At 59.4% G+C, this 18733-nt stretch carries 16 protein-coding genes; 9 read left to right on the top strand and 7 right to left on the bottom strand.

All coding sequences use genetic code 11. From position 1 onward, the window contains the following. Positions 1 to 53: 53 nt before the first annotated feature. The 7 genes from BGE01nite_RS08345 (at position 54) to BGE01nite_RS08315 (ending at position 9076) form a co-directional block, all read left to right on the top strand. Positions 54 to 551 (top strand): FHA domain-containing protein, encoded by a 498-nt coding sequence (locus BGE01nite_RS08345; protein WP_146849981.1) that lies wholly within the window; start codon positions 54 to 56, stop codon positions 549 to 551. Positions 552 to 656: 105 nt separating this feature from the next. After that, a complete protein-coding gene (locus tag BGE01nite_RS08340; protein ID WP_146849980.1) occupies positions 657 to 1928 on the top strand; it encodes an adenylosuccinate synthase in 1272 nt (423 codons plus the stop codon). Positions 1929 to 2058: 130 nt separating this feature from the next. Beyond that, a complete protein-coding gene (locus BGE01nite_RS08335) occupies positions 2059 to 3273 on the top strand; it encodes a bifunctional folylpolyglutamate synthase/dihydrofolate synthase (RefSeq protein ID WP_146849979.1) in 1215 nt (404 codons plus the stop codon). 235 nt (positions 3274 to 3508) lie between these two features. Next, positions 3509 to 4765, top strand: a complete 1257-nt coding sequence (locus BGE01nite_RS08330) for a hypothetical protein (protein WP_146849978.1) — start codon at positions 3509 to 3511, stop codon at positions 4763 to 4765. Positions 4766 to 4795: 30 nt separating this feature from the next. Beyond that, entirely contained in the window at positions 4796 to 7057 is a 2262-nt protein-coding gene (locus tag BGE01nite_RS08325) for a DUF4175 domain-containing protein (protein WP_146849977.1), read from the top strand. Between the two features lie 6 nt (positions 7058 to 7063). Next, a complete protein-coding gene (locus BGE01nite_RS08320; protein ID WP_146849976.1) occupies positions 7064 to 8149 on the top strand; it encodes a hypothetical protein in 1086 nt (361 codons plus the stop codon). 555 nt (positions 8150 to 8704) lie between these two features. Then, entirely contained in the window at positions 8705 to 9076 is a 372-nt protein-coding gene (locus BGE01nite_RS08315; protein WP_146849975.1) for a hypothetical protein, read from the top strand. A gap of 66 nt (positions 9077 to 9142) precedes the next feature. Here the strand turns inward: BGE01nite_RS08315 and BGE01nite_RS08310 are convergent, their stop codons facing one another. From BGE01nite_RS08310 to BGE01nite_RS08285, 6 genes are all read right to left on the bottom strand, one after another. Then, positions 9143 to 9523, bottom strand: coding sequence for a DUF2750 domain-containing protein (locus tag BGE01nite_RS08310; protein ID WP_146849974.1), 381 nt, complete (start codon positions 9521 to 9523; stop codon positions 9143 to 9145). Between the two features lie 13 nt (positions 9524 to 9536). Further along, entirely contained in the window at positions 9537 to 9845 is a 309-nt protein-coding gene (locus BGE01nite_RS08305) for a hypothetical protein (RefSeq protein ID WP_146849973.1), read from the bottom strand. Positions 9846 to 9962: 117 nt separating this feature from the next. Further along, complete coding sequence (locus BGE01nite_RS08300; protein ID WP_425485685.1) at positions 9963 to 11579, bottom strand: solute symporter family protein; 1617 nt, start codon at positions 11577 to 11579, stop codon at positions 9963 to 9965. A gap of 70 nt (positions 11580 to 11649) precedes the next feature. Next, positions 11650 to 11961, bottom strand: a complete 312-nt coding sequence (locus BGE01nite_RS08295) for a DUF485 domain-containing protein (RefSeq protein WP_146849971.1) — start codon at positions 11959 to 11961, stop codon at positions 11650 to 11652. 51 nt (positions 11962 to 12012) lie between these two features. Continuing rightward, complete coding sequence (locus BGE01nite_RS08290) at positions 12013 to 12477, bottom strand: L,D-transpeptidase (RefSeq protein ID WP_170266675.1); 465 nt, start codon at positions 12475 to 12477, stop codon at positions 12013 to 12015. Positions 12478 to 12489: 12 nt separating this feature from the next. Next, on the bottom strand, positions 12490 to 14553 hold the full coding sequence (locus BGE01nite_RS08285) for a carbon starvation CstA family protein (protein ID WP_146849970.1): 2064 nt from the start codon (positions 14551 to 14553) through the stop codon (positions 12490 to 12492). A 314-nt stretch (positions 14554 to 14867) separates the two neighbouring features. Between BGE01nite_RS08285 and BGE01nite_RS08280 the strand changes: the two genes are divergently transcribed. Beyond that, on the top strand, positions 14868 to 16148 hold the full coding sequence (locus BGE01nite_RS08280; RefSeq protein WP_146849969.1) for an efflux RND transporter periplasmic adaptor subunit: 1281 nt from the start codon (positions 14868 to 14870) through the stop codon (positions 16146 to 16148). A 112-nt stretch (positions 16149 to 16260) separates the two neighbouring features. After that, entirely contained in the window at positions 16261 to 17586 is a 1326-nt protein-coding gene (locus BGE01nite_RS08275; RefSeq protein ID WP_146849968.1) for an APC family permease, read from the top strand. Between the two features lie 70 nt (positions 17587 to 17656). Here the strand turns inward: BGE01nite_RS08275 and BGE01nite_RS08270 are convergent, their stop codons facing one another. Next, on the bottom strand, positions 17657 to 18502 hold the full coding sequence (locus tag BGE01nite_RS08270) for a hypothetical protein (RefSeq protein WP_146849967.1): 846 nt from the start codon (positions 18500 to 18502) through the stop codon (positions 17657 to 17659). Between the last annotated feature and the right edge of the window lie 231 nt (positions 18503 to 18733).

Below are 18733 nucleotides of genomic sequence, written 5' to 3'. Positions count from 1 at the left end.
GCTGAGATTCCATCTTGCCACCGCCCCCACAGCCTGCTAAATCCCGAAACGCTATGGCAAAAATCCAATTCACGACCCCTGAAGGCCAGTCTGGCGAAGTCGAACTCACCTCTGAGCGTCTTTCGCTCGGACGCGCTGAGGACAACTCCATCCAAATCGCTCACGACTCGGTCTCCAGCAATCATGGCGAATTTATCTTCGACGGTAACAACTGGGTCTTCACCGATCTCGGTTCCACCAACGGCACCTCCGTCAGCGGCCAGCGTGTCGAAAGCCTGGAAATGGCGAACGGCGGCACCTTCAACATCGGCCACGTGGAAGTCACCTTCTACGGCGACTATGCGGAGGAAGCTCCGTCCTACGCTGCCCCTGCTCAGACCGTGACTCGTGGCGGCTACAGCGCCACGGCCATCGACAAAGGCCGCCGCAGCGGTTTCGGCCCCAAGGCCAAGCCCAAAAGCAGCGGCTACGGCCCGCTCTATGCCGTCGGCCTGCTGGCGCTCGGAGCTGTCGGTTACGCAGTCTTCACTTTCCAGAACCTCTCCGCCTGATGCGGTAACTTAGAGGCCCGGTTTTACGCTGTCGGCCAAGTGGCCGGCAGCGTTTTTTTCTCCCCCCAACTCAACCAGCGGCAGTGAGCCGCGCACTCTCCAGAAATGTCCAATACCATTGTTGTCGGCGCCCAGTGGGGCGATGAAGGAAAAGGCAAGATCGTCGATTTCCTCACTGAAAAAACAGATGTCGTCGTGCGTGCAGCAGGCGGCAGCAACGCCGGCCACACCGTCATCAACAACGGCCAGAAGTACATCCTGCATCTCATCCCCAGCGGCATCCTTTGGGAAGAGAAGCTCTGTGTCATCGGCAACGGCGTCGTGCTCGACCCCATCGGTCTCCTTGAGGAGATGGCCAAGCTCCGCGGCCAGGGTGTGAAGATCACCGCGCAGAACCTGCGCATCAGCGAGACCTGCCATCTCGTCATGCCTTACCACAAGGCTCTCGACCGCGCCCGTGAGGCCCGTCGCGGCAAGAACGCCATCGGCACCACCGGTCGCGGCATCGGCCCGGCTTACGCGGACAAGGTGGAGCGCAACGGCCTCCGTGCCATCCTGCTCACCCAGCCTGAGAAACTCGCCGAGGCTCTTCGTGAGCGTATCGCAGTGAACAATGAGTTCATCGTTGCCTCCGGCATCGAAGCCGTGCCGGTCGAGGAGACCATCGAGAAGATCCTCGCCGCTGCCAAGGATCTGGCTCCGCACATCACCAACACCACCGTCGTCTGCCACGAAGCCATCCAGGCCGGCAAGAGCCTCCTCTTTGAAGGCGCCCAGGGCACTTACCTCGACATTGACCACGGCACTTATCCTTTCGTCACCAGCTCCAACACCACCTCCGGCGGTGCCTGCACCGGTTCCGGCGTGCCTCCGCGCATGATCGACAAAGTGGTGGCCGTCTGCAAAGCCTACACCACCCGTGTCGGCAGCGGTCCGTTTGTCACCGAGAACGATGACATCGGCGACATGCTCCACAACATGGGTCGTGAGTTCGGCGCCACCACCGGCCGTGCCCGCCGCTGCGGCTGGCTGGATGCCGTGCTCCTGCGCTACGCCGTCATGGTCAATGGTGCCGACGAGCTCGCCATCACCAACCTCGACGGTCTCGACGGCCTCGATGAAGTGCAGATCTGCACCGCTTACAAACTGCGTGGTGAAACGATCAAGTATCCGCCGAGCACGGTGGAGGACATCGAAGCTTGCGAGCCGATCTATGAAACCCACCAGGGCTGGAAGGTCGACCTCAGCAACACCAAGAACTTCGCCGACCTGCCTCCGCTGGCCAAGGCCTACCTGAAGCGCGTGGAAGAACTCACCGGCGCCAAGATCAGCCTCCTCGGCATCGGACCTGCCCGCGAGCAGACCCTCGTCGCCTAAAGAATCACGAAGCTCGAATGACGAATGACGAACCTTGAGGCCTGCCAGCCAGGTCTTGGAGTTCGTCATTCGTCATTTATAGTTCGGCCTTCCTTCGTCATTCAGTTTTCGTCATTCGTCATTTCCATTCATGTCTCCTGAACTCACCTGGCTCTACTCCACCCAGCTCTTCGGCATCAAGCTCGGCCTGGAGAACGTGCACAAGCTGCTCGCAGCGCTCGAACTGCCCGGAGCAGGCATGAAGTTCATCCACGTCGCCGGCACGAACGGCAAGGGCAGCACCTGCGCCTTCATGCACGCCATGATGCAGGCTGCGGGCATCAATGCAGGCATCTTCACCTCCCCGCATCTCATCCGCTTCAACGAGCGCATCCGCGATGCCGAGCGCGAGATCACCAATGACGAGATCGAGTCCGGCCTGAAGAAGATCCGCGAGCTCGTCGCGAACTGGGAAACTCATCCCACCTTCTTTGAGATTGCCTTCGCTCTCGCTCTCGACTGGTTCCGGCAGCGTGGTCATGAGTGGATCATCCTGGAAACCGGTCTCGGTGGCCGTCTCGATGCCACGAACGCGATCACGCCCGAGGTCAGCGTCATCACCCGCATCGGTTATGACCACATGGAACAGCTGGGGGATAGCCTAACCAAAATCGCTTCTGAGAAGGCAGGCATCATCAAGCCCGGCGTCCCCGTCGTCACCGGCATGCAGGACCCCGCTGCGCTCGCTGTCATCGAAAGGACCGCCAAGGCTCAAAAGAGTCCGCTCCTCCTCGTCGATGCACCTCTGACCGAATCCAAGCTCGGCCTCGCCGGCCCGCATCAAGCCTGGAACGCCTCCATTGCCCTCGAAGCCGTCCGCGAGGCTGGCATCCGCCTTCCCTCCGTCATCCTCGAGCAAGCCTTGCTGGATGTCCGCTGGCCCGGCCGTTTCCAAAGCCTCTGCGATGGCGAAGTCATCCTCGATGGCGCGCACAACGTCGAAGCCGCCATGGTCCTCGCCGGCACCTGGGAGCAGCAGTTCGAGCGCGAGAAGGCCGAGATCATTTTTGCTTCTGCCAAGGACAAAGACACCCCCGGCGTCATGGAAGCCCTCAGCCCCATCGCCGCCTCCTGGAACTTCACCGCCTTCCAGTCCCCCCGTGCGAGCACGCCCGAGCAGCTCCGCCAATACCTCACGCACTTTGATGCCCCCAAAGTGCCCGTGACCCTCCACGAGAACCTGGCAGCAGCCCTGAAACCCCGCGCCAGACACCGCCGCCTCATCTGCGGCTCGCTGTATCTGGTGGGAGAGGCTCTGGCATTGCTCGAAGGCGAGGCGAAGGCATTCCAGTCCAGTTTGCAGTAGATAATCCCTCCAGGGCTCCCAAAAAGGAGGCGTGCCACTGCACGCTAAAGAAAACCTGCCGCGGGCGAAAGGTGGCCTGGATCAAGGGGGAATCTGGACATCTGACCAACAAAAAAAATCAAATTTTTTTGTTCTTCATTCTGTTATACAGCCTTGACCATTTTTGTGCTGCCGCACTAAAACACAGGTCCTGTTAGGCAAGTATAACCATCAACTCATACTCCCGATGATGTCCATGAAGATGCTTCGTTACAGCGTGACTGCCCTGTCCGCGCTCCTGCTCGCCGCCTGCTCCTCCGGCGTTGGCGGTAAGAAAGACCCAGTCCAGCTCGGCGTGACCTCTCCGGTCACTGAGGCGCCGACCATCGTGGTCCTGCCCTTTGAGACGGCCGACCTGGCGTCTCTTCCTGAGGATGAGCAGGGCATGCGCGGCTTTGAGCGCCTCTACCTCGCGAGCCGCCTGGTTCGGCAGCTTCGCGTGACTCCGGGTGTGGCCGGGGCCTATTTTTCCCCGGTGACCACCCCTGCGGCCGATCTTGTGGTGCAGCCCCGCATCGTGAAGTCGGACGGCAAGACCACGAGTGTCTCCTTCACCGTGCTGCGTTCGGACGGCAGTCGCGCCTTCCGCTCCACGAAGCCTTTTGTGGTGACGGCAAGCTCCTCGGAGTTTGCCGACAATGGAGACCCCTCCTCGGCTCTCTGGGGCCAGATTGCCAGTTCAGTGGTCCACACCAAGCAAAAGCCCGGCGAATTCATTGTTAGGCGCGTGAAAGGCTTCATTGGTAATGAGACCCAGCTTCTCGTCACCGATGACAAGGCCCGCCTCGCTCAGGAGGGCGTGGCCGTGGAACGGGAGAAGGTCCTCGCCGCCTACACGGACAATCTCCTGACCAAGGCCGTGATCCCTGAGGTGGATGCGAAGTATCTGGCCTGGCAGCGCGAGTCGACCCCTCTCATCGAGGAGAAGCAGCGTGCCCAGACCCAGCAGACAGTGAACATTCTCATGGGAGCAGCCTCTGCTTTTGCAGCAGGCTACGGCGCAGGCATGGCCACGCAGTACGGCAATACCTCGCTCATGCAGAGCAGCACCCAGATGATGGGTGCCTCCATGCAGTTCATGCAAAACTCCGAAGTCGCCGCCACGAAGGTTCAGGAGATCAAGCAGACGCTCAGCCAGCTTCGTCTCGACAGCAGCCTGGTTGCCGGCCTGCCCATCTCCGTGGCCCTCTATGACCGCACCTACAAGCTCGAAGGATCTCCCGAGACCCAGCTGAGCGCGCTGCATCAAATTGTGGCCGAAAAACTGCGTGAGCAGACAACTCCCGTCACAGCACCTGCCTCCACGCCTCCGGGTTCAGCCCCTGCCTCCACCAGCCCTGCAAACGCTCCCGCAGCAAGCCCCGAAACGACTCCCGTCCCGACACCCATCCCCGCACCAACCGCGCCCTCCCGGGTGCGCACGCCAGCGCCTCGTGTGACGGCATCTCTTTAACCTCCAATGCGCCAGTTTTGGAACCGCCTGATGAAACCGGCTGCCACTGCGGCAGCCGGCCTGCTTCTTGTCAGCACAGCGCCTCTGACGCTCGTGCTGACGATCGGCGTCTCGGGGGAGGCAAAAGCGGACTACTCCCAGGTTCAGGCCATCCAGAAGCGGGCCTATAACCTCCGCTCCAAAAAGCAGCGGCTGATCGAGGAGCATAAGATCAAGGTCGTGGAGCTACGCGCCGGGCTTTATTGCAGTGAATGCCGCCGGTCAAAATCTGAAATCGAGAAAGGTGGACAGCCGTTTGGCAAACATCTGAAAGACGTGAAGGGGCATGCCATCCCCATGTCCGAGGAAGAAATACGGGAAATCACCAAGCGGCTCGAACGAGAGCTTGCCGAGATTGACCGTGAACTCGCCAGTCTGGAGCAGGAGGCGAGGCAGGCGGTGTATGACGAGCAGAAGCGTGAATTCGAAAACTGGCAGCGCCAGCAGCAGGCCAACCGGGACAAATTGAAGGCTGAGAACGACAGGCGGCAGCAGGACTTCAAGGACCGGCAGGAAGCCATGCGTGAGCAGGCCGAGCAACGCCAGGAGCAAATGCAGCGTGATCAGGAGGCACTCAGATCCACGCTCGATGATGTGATGCAGAAGGTGCAGGAAGGCGCCGCCCGCGCACGTCAGCAGATCGCCGAGATCCGTGATTACTACAACAATGAGCGGCAGCGCCTCTCGGATCAGAGCCGGCAGCTCGACAATGATATTTTGAAGGGTTGGGCGAGAGTCGATGCCCAGAGCAAAGCCAGCAGTTCCCCAGGCTCCGGCAAGATCGCCCAGGCCCAGCAGAAAGCTGATGATGAAAGCTTCATCGCCAAGGTGAGCAATGTTTTTGCCGACAGCTACAACTCGCTCTCGACGCTCGTCCGGGACAACTACAGCGAGATCAAGGAGTACGCAGTCGACAAGATCACTGATGCGCTGCCCATCCTGGGGCTGGTCCAGGGAGACAGCACGCTGTCCATGTCCGAATCCCTCAAAAACATCGGCGGCAAGGTCATGGATGTCATCAACCCCTTGAGTGAGACGTCGTTGATGGACGAGCTGCGGAACTTTGACGGCAACTTCTTCGCCGATGGCAAGTCACTCAGCCAGCGCCTGGAGAAAACGGCCGAGACGCTGACAGAGTGGGCGGGAATCAAGTCGGGCAAGGAGCTTTACGAATACAGCAAGGAAGCCATCAAGGGTGAGATCAAATCCCAGGTGATCGAGAAGGCCACGCAGTGGTATGATGACCTCACCTGGAAATACGCGCCTGAGGCGAAGATGACCTCGGAGTATATCTCAGGCATTCTCGATGCGCGTGCCGGAAACTTTAAAGGCGGCGTGGAGCGTGCTGCCAACGGACTGACTCGCGGGTTTGATGAAATGGTGGCCAAGCCCATGAACAAGTTCATGGATGAAATGGGCAGTCAGGGATCCAGCAGGGCCCCATCATCACTGTCATCTTCCTACAGTCCTTCCGGAGGCAGCATGAGGCAATCAGGCGGCGGCACCTTCATCCCCTATCGCCCGCAGGTGGATCCTGTCCCTGATACGGCCGCTACCACGCAACCACCAGCCAGCACCCAGGCCATGATCCCTTACCGGAGCGGCCCCTCACGGTCAGGCACCGCCCCCCCTGCTGCCGCCAGCAGTACCACGGGCGGCTACAGCACCACGAACTATCACGTCTACCAAGATGTGTATGAGGAGTTCAACGATCATGCATCACCCCAGCCCGGCGCCAGCCAGCCGACTTCGAAGGGCACCGTCTCCACCCAGCAGGCCGTTCAAGTGATCCATCAATACCGCGAGACACAGGGACAGATCACGAACCTCATCAAGGAAGAGGAATCCCTGAAAGCCGCGCTGGAAGAGCCTGGAGTGACCAGGAGCCGCCGCACCGAGCTGCAGAAATCCCTAAAGAGCACCACTGATCAGCGCGTGAAACTGGAAGCGTATGGGAAGGCCAGACGGGCCGAGGTCAGGCTGGCTGGCCAGCATCTGGCGCTTGCAGGCATGGATCAGGAACGTTCACGCTGCAGCCGCGTGCTGACCCAGGTGCGCTACAAGGTCTCCATGGTCGAGCAGGAAATCGAGCTGACGAATCGGCGTCTGCTCGTTCTCGGCAACAGCAGGCTTAGAATGACCTGGGAGCTGAGGCTCACTGAAAAGATGCGCGAGCTCGCCACTCTTCAGACTGAGGAAATGCAATGTTTGAATGCCATGAAAGACATGGGAGTTTCCGTCTCCGACCCCTGATCCCAAATGCGCCGGCTCTGCCAGATTCTTTTCATCCCATACCTGATCATGGCCTGGCTGGCCGCGGACCTCGCAGGCCAGCAGCCAGCAACCGCTCAGGAGCAGGCATCGCCATCATCAGCCAGGGAGACACCGATCTCCGCCGAACAAGCTTTGGAACAATATCAGGTCCACGAGAGCCCGAAACGTTTCTATGAGGACATGATCACCCTTCTGGAAAAGGAACCTGAGAATGCCCGCCTCTGCCAATGGCTGTACCAATTTTGCATCTCGCTCGGTGATGCCAGGCAGGCCCACATCTGGCTGACGGATTACCTCGCCCTGCAACCGGAGCTCGCCCAGGAACCCAAGTTTGAACAGCTCAAACAACAGCTGGCTGAGGCATCACCGCGCCAGGCCATCACGGGCCCCGTCCTGCTGGAATATCATGACCTGATCAGCCAGGGCAAACGCTCCCTTGAAAAGGGTGAAGCCGGTGTGGCCTTGGATCTCAGCACCCAGGCGTGCTTGTTGTATCGCGAGGGATGGGAAGCTCTGGCGCTTATGTCCGCAGCGCACCTGAAACAGGGTTTCTTCCCCGAGGCGCTGGCGGAGATCGAAGCAGCTGCTCAAAGCGCCCCCGACGCCGTGAAGGAGAAACTGGCTGCGCTGGTCAGCGAGGTCACCCTCGTCGAATCTGGCCTGCGCTTGAACCCCGAGGCCGTGCAGATGGCCTCGGCAGGCAAGGTGGAAGAAGCCGCCAAACTCTGCGAGGCAGAATGGCGTGCCGACAAAACCCAGACTCAAAACGGCTTTGGCGCTGTGGGATACTGGTTCCAATGCAAGAAGTACACCAAAGCGCTCGAGCTCGCCAAAGAGGTGGGAACTGAGGCCGGGCGAGTCGCCAAAATCTCGCCAGAGAAGCTCGAGTCCGTGTACAAACCGCTCTCCCAACTGGCTGGTGGAGGAGCATCCTCCTCTCAGACAGCGAGCCGCTCCACCACCACCAAATCATCATCGTCATCCAGGTCGAAGTCGTCAGGATCCTCCACCAAACCTTCGGCTCCCAAGAAGAGCGGTCTCGTGGGTGACTTTCTCAACCGGATCAAGTGAGAGCGCACATTTTGCGGCACTCAGATAAAAGCCGTCTCAAGGCTCCAATTCGCGAACTGTGTTATCTTGTCTTCAGTCTATACGACCACGCATGGCCCAGAACGATCGGAGGCACAAAGATCGCAGCCACGATGGCCCAGAGATTCATGCCCGAAGAGTCCGCATGAGGGATATGAAGTGCTCGCACAACCAACGTCGTCACGATCACTCCCAGGCAAAGCCCAAGCCCTAGATGGGCGGGGCGGCTCTTAGACTTCCGCAGCAGCCACTGGCTCAGAAATCCCAGGAGAAGCTGAAACAGGAGAGCCGCCAGAGGAGCCATGAACACGGCACCCATATACATCATGTTTGAATTGGATGGCCCCGTTCCCGAAGTTGGGGCAGACCAGTTGAGACAACCATCCAAAATGACGCCCAACCACATCCAAATCGTCAATGGCAGGAAGATGGGATGCAGGAACCTCATGCGCCACTTTTGATCTAAGTCCGATGCCTCAGCGCTCCCAGAAAAACAAAACCCTCCGCCAGAGAGGGGGCTCAAAGCAGATTCCACCCATGATCTGCTTGCCCCCCAGTTTCGCGGGAGCGGAGACCTCGGAAGTCGGCGGCGACGGCGGTGTGGGTGGCGGAAGATTCTTCGAGGAAGGAGAACTGCAACTTGCCAACAAGGCCGCGACGATAGCTGACAACGAAAAGGCCACACGCCGAAACGGCCTGAACAATCTGTGCACCGCCACCCAGGTGTTCGTGCACACACGCATCTCGTTCCCCTTCTCCAAGTACGTGATGCAGCTCTTCTCATCGCGATGGGAGAAAACCGCCAATTGCTCATCCGGCGTCATGGCCGAGAGATTGTGCACATGCAGCTGGCAATGGCTGCAAAATCTCTTCTTCTCATCTCCTGTCATAGCATCCCAGTTCTGCTGACAAGGCTTGGTGATTTGGGGAAGGATTTTCATGGGTGTTGAAATACGTAATCCGGCGTGAGGCTGCCTACTCATACTGAGACAGCTCATCTCTCAACTCCTGCTCGAAACGATCAAGTTCAGGAGACACACCTTTCTCAGAAGGACTTGGAAAAATGCCAATCCTTGTTCCCCGCTCCATCAAGCTCGGGAGAAGTTCCTCCAGCAGCTCATCGACATCGATGTCGCTCGGCTCATACCCAGCCCACTCACCCACTGCACACAGAGCGGCATACTCCTTCGCAGGCCACAGTGGAAAAACTGGATTGCCATCATCATCCGCTGCCAACGCCCATCCATCTTCATAAAGCCCCCAAGCACTCTCCTTGTCCGCCACCACCTTCAGAAAATGACGATAGCGATCATGCCCCGACAGCTTCAGCACCGCTTCAATTTGCTTGGGGTTCATTGAATCAAGTTGGTTATAGAGTCTCGCCTACAAGCCCGCTCAACCTCTGTCGAAACTCAGCAGCAGATGCATTCATCGTCTCCATCGGATCTTGATACCACAATCTTAACGCAGGACGCAGTTCAGGAGAGGTTAGTTTTTGAATGATATCCCGCACCTTGTCCGAGTCCTCTCCTTCAAGATGTTTGAAAAGGTCATATGCATCCATCAACGCAAACACTGGCCAGAGTTCTTCCGGCAACCCCATCAAAATGGACAGCGTCGAAACAGTCCGCTCATATCGTCGCTGCAGTTCTGGATCGGAGAACTTGATGTCACTCATGGGGAACCAGAATTTAGAACCGCTAATCAGACGCTAACAGAACGCTAATAATGAAAGGATCCCATTAGCGTTTAATTAGCGTCCTATTAGCGGTTAAAAACTGCTGACTAACCAGGATCAATGCGCCACAGCCTTCTCCGCCCCAAGCCCCGTATGCGCACGCACGGTCAGCTCGGCGAACTTCGCCTCAGCCTCAGGATCACGCTTGGTCAGGATGGTGCCGAGGTAGGCGGCCAGGAAGCCCAGCGGGATACTGACGATGCCAGGATTCTCCAGCGGGAACGGATGTCCCAGGAAAGCCGGACCATTCTTGCTCAGCAGAATCAGAATGATCGCCGAGGCCAAGCCCACGCTGAGACCGGCAGTAGCACCGGTAGTGTTGAAGCGCTTCCAGAACACGCTCAGCACGATGACCGGCAGGTTCGCGCTCGCCGCCACGGCAAAGGCGAGTCCAACAAGGAACGCCGCATTCACGCTAGGCCCGAGGTAGATCGCAATGCTGATGCTGACCGCACCGACCACGAAGGCGGTGATGCGGGCGACTTTCACTTCCTGACCTGGGCGGTTCTCTTTGCCGTGATGAATCACGTTGGAATAGAAGTCATGCGCGAACGAGGCCGAAGCACTCATGGTTAGGCCGGCCACCACCGCAAGGATTGTCGCGAAGGCCACGGCGCTGATGAAGGCGAAGAAGAGCTCGCCACCCAGGAACTGCGCCAGCACAGGCGCCACCATGTTCGGGTTCGGTTTGCCGTCGGAAAGGATCTGCGCCTTCTGCAGGATCGTGGCTGCACCGAAGCCGAAGAAGGTCGTGAGGATATAGAAGATGCCGATGATGGCCATGGCCCACACCACGCTGGAGCGGGCGGTCTTGGCATCAGGCACGGTGTAGAAACGGACCAGGATGTGCGGCAGACCGGCGGTGCCGAGCACCAGAGCGAGACTCAAGGAAAGGAAATCCGTCGGACCCCACGGCCCTTTGACCGCCTTGCCGTATTGCAGACCCGGCTCCAGCAGGTTCTTCGCGGCTTCCGTGCCGGCATAGGTGGCAGCGCTGATGGAATCAAAGAAGTTAACGATGCTGTATCCATGATGCTTCAGCACCAGGAAGCTCAGCATGAAGGCACCGATCATGAGCAAGATGGCCTTGATGATCTGCACCCAGGTGGTGGCCAGCATGCCGCCAAACACCACATACACGAGCATCAGCACACCCACGCCAATCACAGCGACGTGGAAAGAAGCACCGATGAGCTTCTCAATGATCACACCGGCGCCCACCATCTGGGCGATCATGTAAAACGTGGACACCGTCAGCGTGCTCAGCGAGGCCATGGCGCGCACTGGCCGCGGCTTCAGACGATAGGCGAGAAGATCCGCCATGGTGTACTTGCCCGCATTGCGCAGCGGTTCAGCCACCACCAGAAGCACCGTGATGTAAGCGACGAGGAACCCGACGCTGTACATAAAGCCATCATAACCATTTAGACAGATGGCTCCGGAGATGCCGAGGAAGCTGGCGGCGCTCATGTAGTCACCGGCGACCGCGAGACCGTTCTGCCAGCCAGTGATGCTGCGGCCAGCGGCAAAGTAAGCGCTGGCGCCGGTGTTCTTTTTCGCGGCCCAGAAAGTGATGAGCAGTGTCAGCCCCACAAAGCCGAAGAACATGGTGAGGGCGATAGGGGAACCCGCCTTGGGCTGGGCTGCTACCTGAGCGGCGGCTTCGGCGAGCATCGAGAGAGTAATGGACATGAGGAGAGAGAGTGACGAATGACGAAATCCGGATGACGAACGAACCCGCGAATCAATGGTGATCCTTGATCACCGCAGCGGCTTCCTTGTCCCAGGCAGAGGCCTTGCGGACGTACATGAAGGCGATGATCCAGGCCATGAGGAACTGTGACAGCGCGAAGATGTAGGCGATGTTCACCTTGCCCAGCACTTGTGTCTTCATGAGCTCTGGGAACCAGCCGACCAGCACCGGCAGCGCGAGATAGTAGGCCATGAAAAAGATCGTGGCGCTGACGATGAAGCGCGTCTTGCGGCTCACTAAGCTGCGAAATTCGGGCTTCGCTTCGAGTGCGTCCCAGTTCACGGGGGATTTTTGATCGGACATGGGCGCGGAGGCTAGGGAGTACCTGCCGATGTGGCAAGAGGGGAAATTGTCTCATTCATCAATCCAGACCGGCGTCCCCACCGGCACCAGATCGAAAAGCTCGATCACCTCGCGATTGCGCATGCGGATGCAGCCATGACTGGCGATCCGGCCGATGCTGGCCTCGTCATTCGTGCCGTGGATGTAGATGTAGCGCTGGTAGGTGTTCGCATTCCGCGGCTCCAGCCCGCCCAGCCACAGGATGCGGCTCAGCACCAGATCACTCTGCGTCTCCATGCCCGGAGTCCATTTCCCCACCGGCTGGCGGGATTTGAAAATGGTGCCCATCTCGGCCCCGTCACCATGCTTCTCCTGCACCACAAAGCTGCCCAGCGGCGTCTTGTTGCTGCCCTCGGTGAAACCGAGACCATACTTCGAGGTGCTGCACGCCCAGTCACGCACGATACGGTGCCCGTCATACAGGCGCACCTGCTGCATGCCAGCGCTGATCTCAAGGCGTGGTGAGGCGAGGCTCATGGGTTGGATCAATCAAACGGTGGCACTCTTGTTCTGCGGCACATACGCATCCTCATGAAGGATGGCCACCTTCTTGCCGCTGAGGAGCTTGATCCACTCACGCAGGCAGCCCAGGAAGATGATCGCCACCGCGAGCAGGAAGAAGGCCGTGACCACCGTGTCCACATTGAAGTTAAACTGCTGCGCGCCCCACTCCGCCAGTTCCTTCTCCGTGCCACCCGCGACAATCTTGTCGCCATAGAACTTGGCCCCGGCGATGAAGCCCATCTTCGGATTCGCGTCGAAGAGCTTGATGTAGCCCGCGCTGAAAGTGGCGCTCATCAGAAACACCAGCGGGATCACCGTCACCGCCATGTAGCGTGCCTTGCCCATCTTGATCAGAATGGTCGTACCCAGGCAGAAGGCGATTACCGCCAGGAGCTGGTTGGCGATGCCAAACAATGGCCACAGCGTGTTGATACCACCGAGCGGATCCACCACCCCTTGATAAAGGAAGTACCCCCAAGCTCCCACCAGTAGCGCGCTGGACAGCACATTGGAGGGCAGGCTGCGGGTATTGCCCAGAGGCTTCCAGATGCCGCCGAGGAAGTCCTGCAAAATGAAGCGTCCCACTCGCGTGCCGGCATCGATCGTGGTCAGGATGAAGAGCGCCTCAAACATGATGGCGAAGTGGTACCAGAAGGCCATCCAGCCAGGACCAAAGGCGCGTGCAAACATCTGCGCCATGCCCACCGCAAAGGTCGGGGCACCACCCACGCGACCAAACATGGTCTTTTCACCGATGTCCGTCGCCAGCTTTTCCATCCCCGCCACCGTCACCGGGAAACCGGCCTCGGTGATCATCTTGGTCACAGCCGCAGCCTGGGAAGGATCCGTCTGCACCACCTTGGCAGCGCCCGCATTGATGGCGAAGTATTCACCCGGCATCAGCGCACAAGCCGCCACGAGCGCCATCAGCGCCACCAGCATTTCAGTGACCATGGCACCATACGCCACGCTGCGGATGGACTCTTCACGGTCCAGCAGTTTCGGCGTGGTGCCGGAGGAGATCAGCGCATGGAAGCCCGAGATGGCACCACAGGCGATGGTGATGAACACAAACGGAAACACACTGCCTAGGAACACCAGTCCGGTGCCATCGATGAACTTCGTCACCTTCGGCATCTGCAGATCAGGCGCCACCCAGATCACCACCACGGCCAGCACCGCCACGGTGCCAATCTTCATGAAAGTGCTCAGATAGTCACGCGGCGCGAGTAGCATCCACACCGGCAGCACGGAAGCCGCGAAGCCATAGATCATGATCGACCACGCGATGGTCTCGCCCTTGTAGTCAAAGAAGTGCTCGATGCCCCAGTCCTTCAGATGGCTGCCTGCCCACACACTCACCAGCAGGCCCACGATGCCAAAGATGGTGATGTTCCGCACGCTCACCTTGAAGATCGTGTGCCCGAAACCCATGATGAAGGCCAGCGGAATGGTCATCGCAATCGTGAAGAGGCCCCAAGGGCTCTCTGCCAGCGCCTTCACCACCACCAAGCCGAGCACGGCGAGCAGGATGGTCATGATCGTCAGCACGGAGATCATGGCCACGAAGCCGACCACCGGATTCACCTCTTCCTTCAGCATCTGGCCCACGGATTTACCACCACGGCGGATGCTGGCAAACATCACGATCGCATCATGCACACCACCGCCCAGCGTGGCACCGATCAAAATCCAAAGCGTGCCCGGCAGATAACCAAACTGGGAAGCCAGCACGGGGCCAACGAGTGGCCCAGGTCCCGCGATGGCTGCGAAGTGATGGCCGAAGACCACCCACTTGTTCGTCGGCACAAAGTCCTTCCCGTCCTGCTTGGTGTGGGCAGGCGTGGCACGCGAGTCATCCAGCACCAGCACCTTCGTCATCAGCCACTTGCTGTAGAAGCGATACGCCACCGCGAAGGAGCATACCCCGGCCACCACCAGCCACAGCGCATTGATCGTCTCCCCTTTGTGGAAAGCAGTGAAGGCGACAGAGCCCGCGCCGAGCGCGGAAATGGCGAGCCAGAGGAGAATGCTGAGAGGTTTGGGCATACGGGGCGCGGATGGTATAGAGGGGCAATCAGGGCTTCAAGGTGGATTCACGGACTTCCAGGCTTCGAAACCAAAACAAAACAGGGCCGGATAAGACGTCCGTACAGCCGTCATCTCTGTCAGTTCGGACATCTTTTTGCACACTCTCTGCAGTTGAGCCCTCAAGTCGTTTCTACAGGTAACGCCTGACCGAGGGCACATCCGCTGCCTAAGGGCATCAGGCGAGGCCGCCAGAGGCGTATGTGTGCGTGGCTGTAAAGTTTCCTCGCTTTTAAATCCAGGATTCACGTTTAGTACAGGCCGCCCACCCCCCCATGCGTCTTTTTCTCCAGATTATCCGCACACTTTTGCCCATCGTCATCGTCGGGGCGTGTGTTTGGGTGGTGTGGTGGCTGGTCAAAAACCCGCCCAAGCCTGAGGAGAAAAGCCTGCCGCCGACACAAGTGCGGGTGGAAGGCACCCTCTTAAAGAAGACAAGCTACGACCTGCATGTGCGCTCCCAGGGAACCGTGCAGCCGCGCACCCGCAGCACCCTGCTGCCAGAGGTGAGCGGCAAGATCGTGGAAATGAGCCCGTCCTTCCGCCCAGGCGGTTTTTTTGCCAAGGACGAGGTGCTGCTGAAACTCGACACCACGGACTATGAGACGGCCATCGTCATCGCCAAAGCCGAGGTCGCGCAGGGTGAGGTGGTGCTGGCCGAGGAAAAAGCCCGCGCCGACCAGGCTCGCGAAAACTGGAAGGCCATGGGACGTGGCGGTCAGCCATCCTCCCTGGTGGTGCGCGCGCCTCAACTGGCCCAGGCGGAGGCCAGCCTGGCGGCCACGCGAGCCCGGGTGCTTAAAGCCGAGCGTGACCTGGAGCGCACCGTGATCCGCGCGCCCTACGCTGGTCAGGTGATGGAGCAGAGTGTGGATGTAGGGCAGTTCGTCTCCCAGGGCACGGTGCTGGGCCGCGTCTTCGCGGTGGATTATGTGGAGATCCGCCTGCCGCTGCCGGAGCGCGAGAGCCAGTTTTTAAAGCTGCCCCAGCCTTTCCGCGATCAAGCGAGCACGGATAACCCGAAGGTCTTTCTCAAAGCCACCGTGGCCGGTAAGCAAGTGGCCTGGGAGGGCAAGGTGGTGCGCGTGGAAAGCAGTCTGGATGAGCAGACCCGTCAGGCTACCGCAGTGGCCCAGGTGACGGATCCCTATGCGAAGAAGGCCGATGGCACGCCACCCCTGACGATCGGCGCCTTTGTGGAGGCAGACATCGCCGGAGACGCTCTGCAGAATGTGTATGTGATCCCCCGCCAGGCCGTCCGTGCAGGCAACGAGATCATCCTGATCGAGCGCCCGCAAAACACCCTGCGCCGCATGACCGTGGATCCGCTGGTCAGCACGGAGAAGCACATCGTGGTCTCCGCGAACGCTGAGAAGGCCCCGAAGGATGGTTCCGTGCTCTGTCTGACTCCCATCCCCTTCCCTGCAGATGGTGCGCGAGTCACCCCGACCATCGACGGTGTGGCACCGCCCCCACCGGCTGACAAAGAGCCAAAAGCCGCAGACAAATCCAAGGACGGCAAGCGGCCCTTCGTGAGCCAGAAAGCGGACACGTGAATGTGAACCACTGAATTCAACCGCAGAGGGCACAGATGTATGAAGAAAAGCTCTGAGCCCCGCCTTGAGACCCCGGCAGCGTAAACCAGGCTTAACCACGTTTTCTACTCCCGTGTCTTCACCAGCCTCTCCCGACCGCTCCCAAGGCATCTCGCTCATCACAGCCACGGCGATCGTGATCGCGAACATGATCGGCACGGGCATCTTTACCAGCCTGGGTTTCCAGGTCGGTGACCTGCCTTCAGGCTTTGTCATCGTGGCGCTGTGGGCTGTCGGTGGCATCTGCGCCTTCTGCGGGGCCCTGGCCTATGGTGAACTGGCCGCTGCCATGCCACGCTCAGGTGGTGAGTACCACTTCCTCTCTCGCGCCTTCCATCCCTGCGTGGGCTTCATCGCCGGATGGCTCTCCGCCACCGTGGGTTTTGCGGCGCCCATCGCGCTCGCGGCAATGGCACTGGGCAAGTATTTCGGCGGCATCACAACCAGCGTCCCGCCCCTGGCTGTGTCCATGACCGTGGTGATTCTGGTGACACTCGTCCACACGCGCGGGATCAATGTGGGGGCGAAGTTTCAAAACACCGCGACATGGCTGAAGGTGGCGCTGATTTTGGTCTTCATCGCCACGGGATGGATGATCGGCGAGGTGCAGCCAGTGTCGTTCCTGCCGAAGCAAGGCGACTGGAAGCTCATCACCAGCCCGCCCTTTGCCATCAGCCTGGTGTTTGTGATGTACTCCTACGCCGGATGGAACGCGGCCACCTACATCGTGGACGAGGTGCGGCAGCCGCAGCGCAATGTGCCGCTCGCCGTGGCCATTGGCACATTCTTTGTTAGTCTTCTCTACATCGCGCTGAACTCCATCTTCCTCCGTGTGGCTCCCATGAGCGAGCTGGCGGGCAAGGTGGATGTGGGGCATGTGGCTGCGGATCACATCTTCGGCACCACAGGCGGAAGCATCATGTCCGGCCTCATCTGCCTGGGGCTGGTGTCCAGCATCAGCGCCATGACCTGGGTCGGCCCACGGGTGACGATGGTTCTCGGGCAGGACATCCGCCTGCTGGCCCCCTTTGCGAAGCGTACGGCAAACGGCGTCCCCCTTCGTGCCCTGCTGGCCCAGCTTGCCATCGTCATCGTGCTGCTGCTCACGGCCAGCTTTGAAAAGGTGCTGGGCTACGTGCAGTTCAGCATCCAGCTGTGCTCCTTCCTCACGGTCTTCGGCCTGATCCGCCTGCGCCAGACACACCCAGACATGCCACGACCCGTGCGCTGCTGGGGCTACCCGGTGACACCGCTGCTGTTCCTGGGCATCAGCATGTGGATGATGGCCTACCAGATGAAGGAACACCCGTCCGAGTCCCTGGCAGGCCTCTTCACCATCCTGGCCGGCCTGGTGATCTGGAAGATCTCACCCAAGCAGGCGGATCCGGAGAAGTATTGATACTGATACCGATCAATCACTCCGGGCATCTGTGCCCTCTGCGCTATCTGCGGTTAAATCAGAGTTCTGTTCAAGGATTCACCTTCGGAGCCTGCGGCGGCACTTCTGGGTCGAAGTCCAGGATGTCCTGATGAGTGCGCAGGGCTTGGCGAGCCTTGTTAAAGTAGGAGGAGAGGTCCTCAGCATTCGCATCCTGCTTGCCCTGGATCAGGTCATCCAGCTTCTTGAGGAGTGCATTGGTGTCCAGGTTCACCGCGCGCATGGACTGCTGGGCGGAGGCGTACACGGCGTCAAATTTGACCTGGGCCTCCTCAAAGGCACGGCGGGCGCCTTCCTCACGAAGGTACTCCTTCTCAGCCTCACGGAAGTTTTTGCTGAAGATGCGTTTGAAGAAACCGAATTGCGAGGTGGGCTTGTCATTCGGGCGCTTCGCCACCTCCTCAAAGTAGTCCTGGAGGGCGGTGAACTCCTGGAGCGGCTTTTGATACTGTTTTTGCAGGAAACCCACGCCGCTGGCGATGACGGTCATCTTCTCCAGCTCAATCTTGGAGAGAGCCTGACCGGCCTTCACCTTGTTTTCCAGGGCGGTGATGTAGTCCAGCGTCTGCTTGTTGCCGCTGAAGATGTTCTCGAACTCCTTGTACGCCTTGGCCATCTGCTGGCGCTGCTCGCTGCGCAGGTCGGTCAGCTTTTTGTCATGGTCGTCATTCAGGGATTGCAGGGCTTTTTGATGCTGGTCGTTTTGGGCGTTCAGCGCACGCTGCATTTCCTCATCCTTCGCCTGCAGGGCCAGTTCGTAGGAGTCCTTCATCTGATCCATCTCCTGCCGGAGACGGCCAGCGTCCGAATGGAAGTGCCAGTTGCCATAGCCAAGGGCCAAAACGACGAGGATCAGGGGGATGAGGCGGGGGTTCATGACGGGGAGGGGGAGGCGTACAGTCCACGCTCCAGGAAAATGCGCAAGACACAGGACGGCGCCTCCCTGGCTTTCCTTGCGCCTGATCCTTGCCCCTCAGACTGGGAAAAAGGCCGCTTTCGTGACCTGCGCTCCCTCCCATAACAAGCCCTGCGCGTTACCCCTGTTAGAAAGCCCAGAATTGAATATTCCGAGGGGCCAAAAATTGGTGTTGTCGAAAAAGCGTGGATT

The organism is Prosthecobacter gellanilyticus (assembly GCF_007992435.1).
GTDB classification, from domain to species: Bacteria; Verrucomicrobiota; Verrucomicrobiia; order Verrucomicrobiales; family Verrucomicrobiaceae; genus Prosthecobacter; species Prosthecobacter gellanilyticus.
Note: the sequence above shows the minus strand (reverse complement) of the source record. Positions and strands in the feature narration are given on the sequence as shown.

What these genes read in the sequence shown, in the direction of transcription:
- BGE01nite_RS08345 (WP_146849981.1), top strand. Translation starts at nt 54, where the DNA reads ATGGCAAAAATCCAATTCACGACCCCTGAAGGCCAGTCTGGCGAAGTC.
- BGE01nite_RS08340 (WP_146849980.1), top strand. Translation starts at nt 657, where the DNA reads ATGTCCAATACCATTGTTGTCGGCGCCCAGTGGGGCGATGAAGGAAAA.
- BGE01nite_RS08335 (WP_146849979.1), top strand. Translation starts at nt 2,059, where the DNA reads ATGTCTCCTGAACTCACCTGGCTCTACTCCACCCAGCTCTTCGGCATC.
- BGE01nite_RS08330 (WP_146849978.1), top strand. Translation starts at nt 3,509, where the DNA reads ATGAAGATGCTTCGTTACAGCGTGACTGCCCTGTCCGCGCTCCTGCTC.
- BGE01nite_RS08325 (WP_146849977.1), top strand. Translation starts at nt 4,796, where the DNA reads ATGAAACCGGCTGCCACTGCGGCAGCCGGCCTGCTTCTTGTCAGCACA.
- BGE01nite_RS08320 (WP_146849976.1), top strand. Translation starts at nt 7,064, where the DNA reads ATGCGCCGGCTCTGCCAGATTCTTTTCATCCCATACCTGATCATGGCC.
- BGE01nite_RS08315 (WP_146849975.1), top strand. Translation starts at nt 8,705, where the DNA reads ATGATCTGCTTGCCCCCCAGTTTCGCGGGAGCGGAGACCTCGGAAGTC.
- BGE01nite_RS08310 (WP_146849974.1), bottom strand. Translation starts at nt 9,523, where the DNA reads ATGAACCCCAAGCAAATTGAAGCGGTGCTGAAGCTGTCGGGGCATGAT.
- BGE01nite_RS08305 (WP_146849973.1), bottom strand. Translation starts at nt 9,845, where the DNA reads ATGAGTGACATCAAGTTCTCCGATCCAGAACTGCAGCGACGATATGAG.
- BGE01nite_RS08300 (WP_425485685.1), bottom strand. Translation starts at nt 11,579, where the DNA reads ATGCTCGCCGAAGCCGCCGCTCAGGTAGCAGCCCAGCCCAAGGCGGGT.
- BGE01nite_RS08295 (WP_146849971.1), bottom strand. Translation starts at nt 11,961, where the DNA reads ATGTCCGATCAAAAATCCCCCGTGAACTGGGACGCACTCGAAGCGAAG.
- BGE01nite_RS08290 (WP_170266675.1), bottom strand. Translation starts at nt 12,477, where the DNA reads ATGAGCCTCGCCTCACCACGCCTTGAGATCAGCGCTGGCATGCAGCAG.
- BGE01nite_RS08285 (WP_146849970.1), bottom strand. Translation starts at nt 14,553, where the DNA reads ATGCCCAAACCTCTCAGCATTCTCCTCTGGCTCGCCATTTCCGCGCTC.
- BGE01nite_RS08280 (WP_146849969.1), top strand. Translation starts at nt 14,868, where the DNA reads ATGCGTCTTTTTCTCCAGATTATCCGCACACTTTTGCCCATCGTCATC.
- BGE01nite_RS08270 (WP_146849967.1), bottom strand. Translation starts at nt 18,502, where the DNA reads ATGAACCCCCGCCTCATCCCCCTGATCCTCGTCGTTTTGGCCCTTGGC.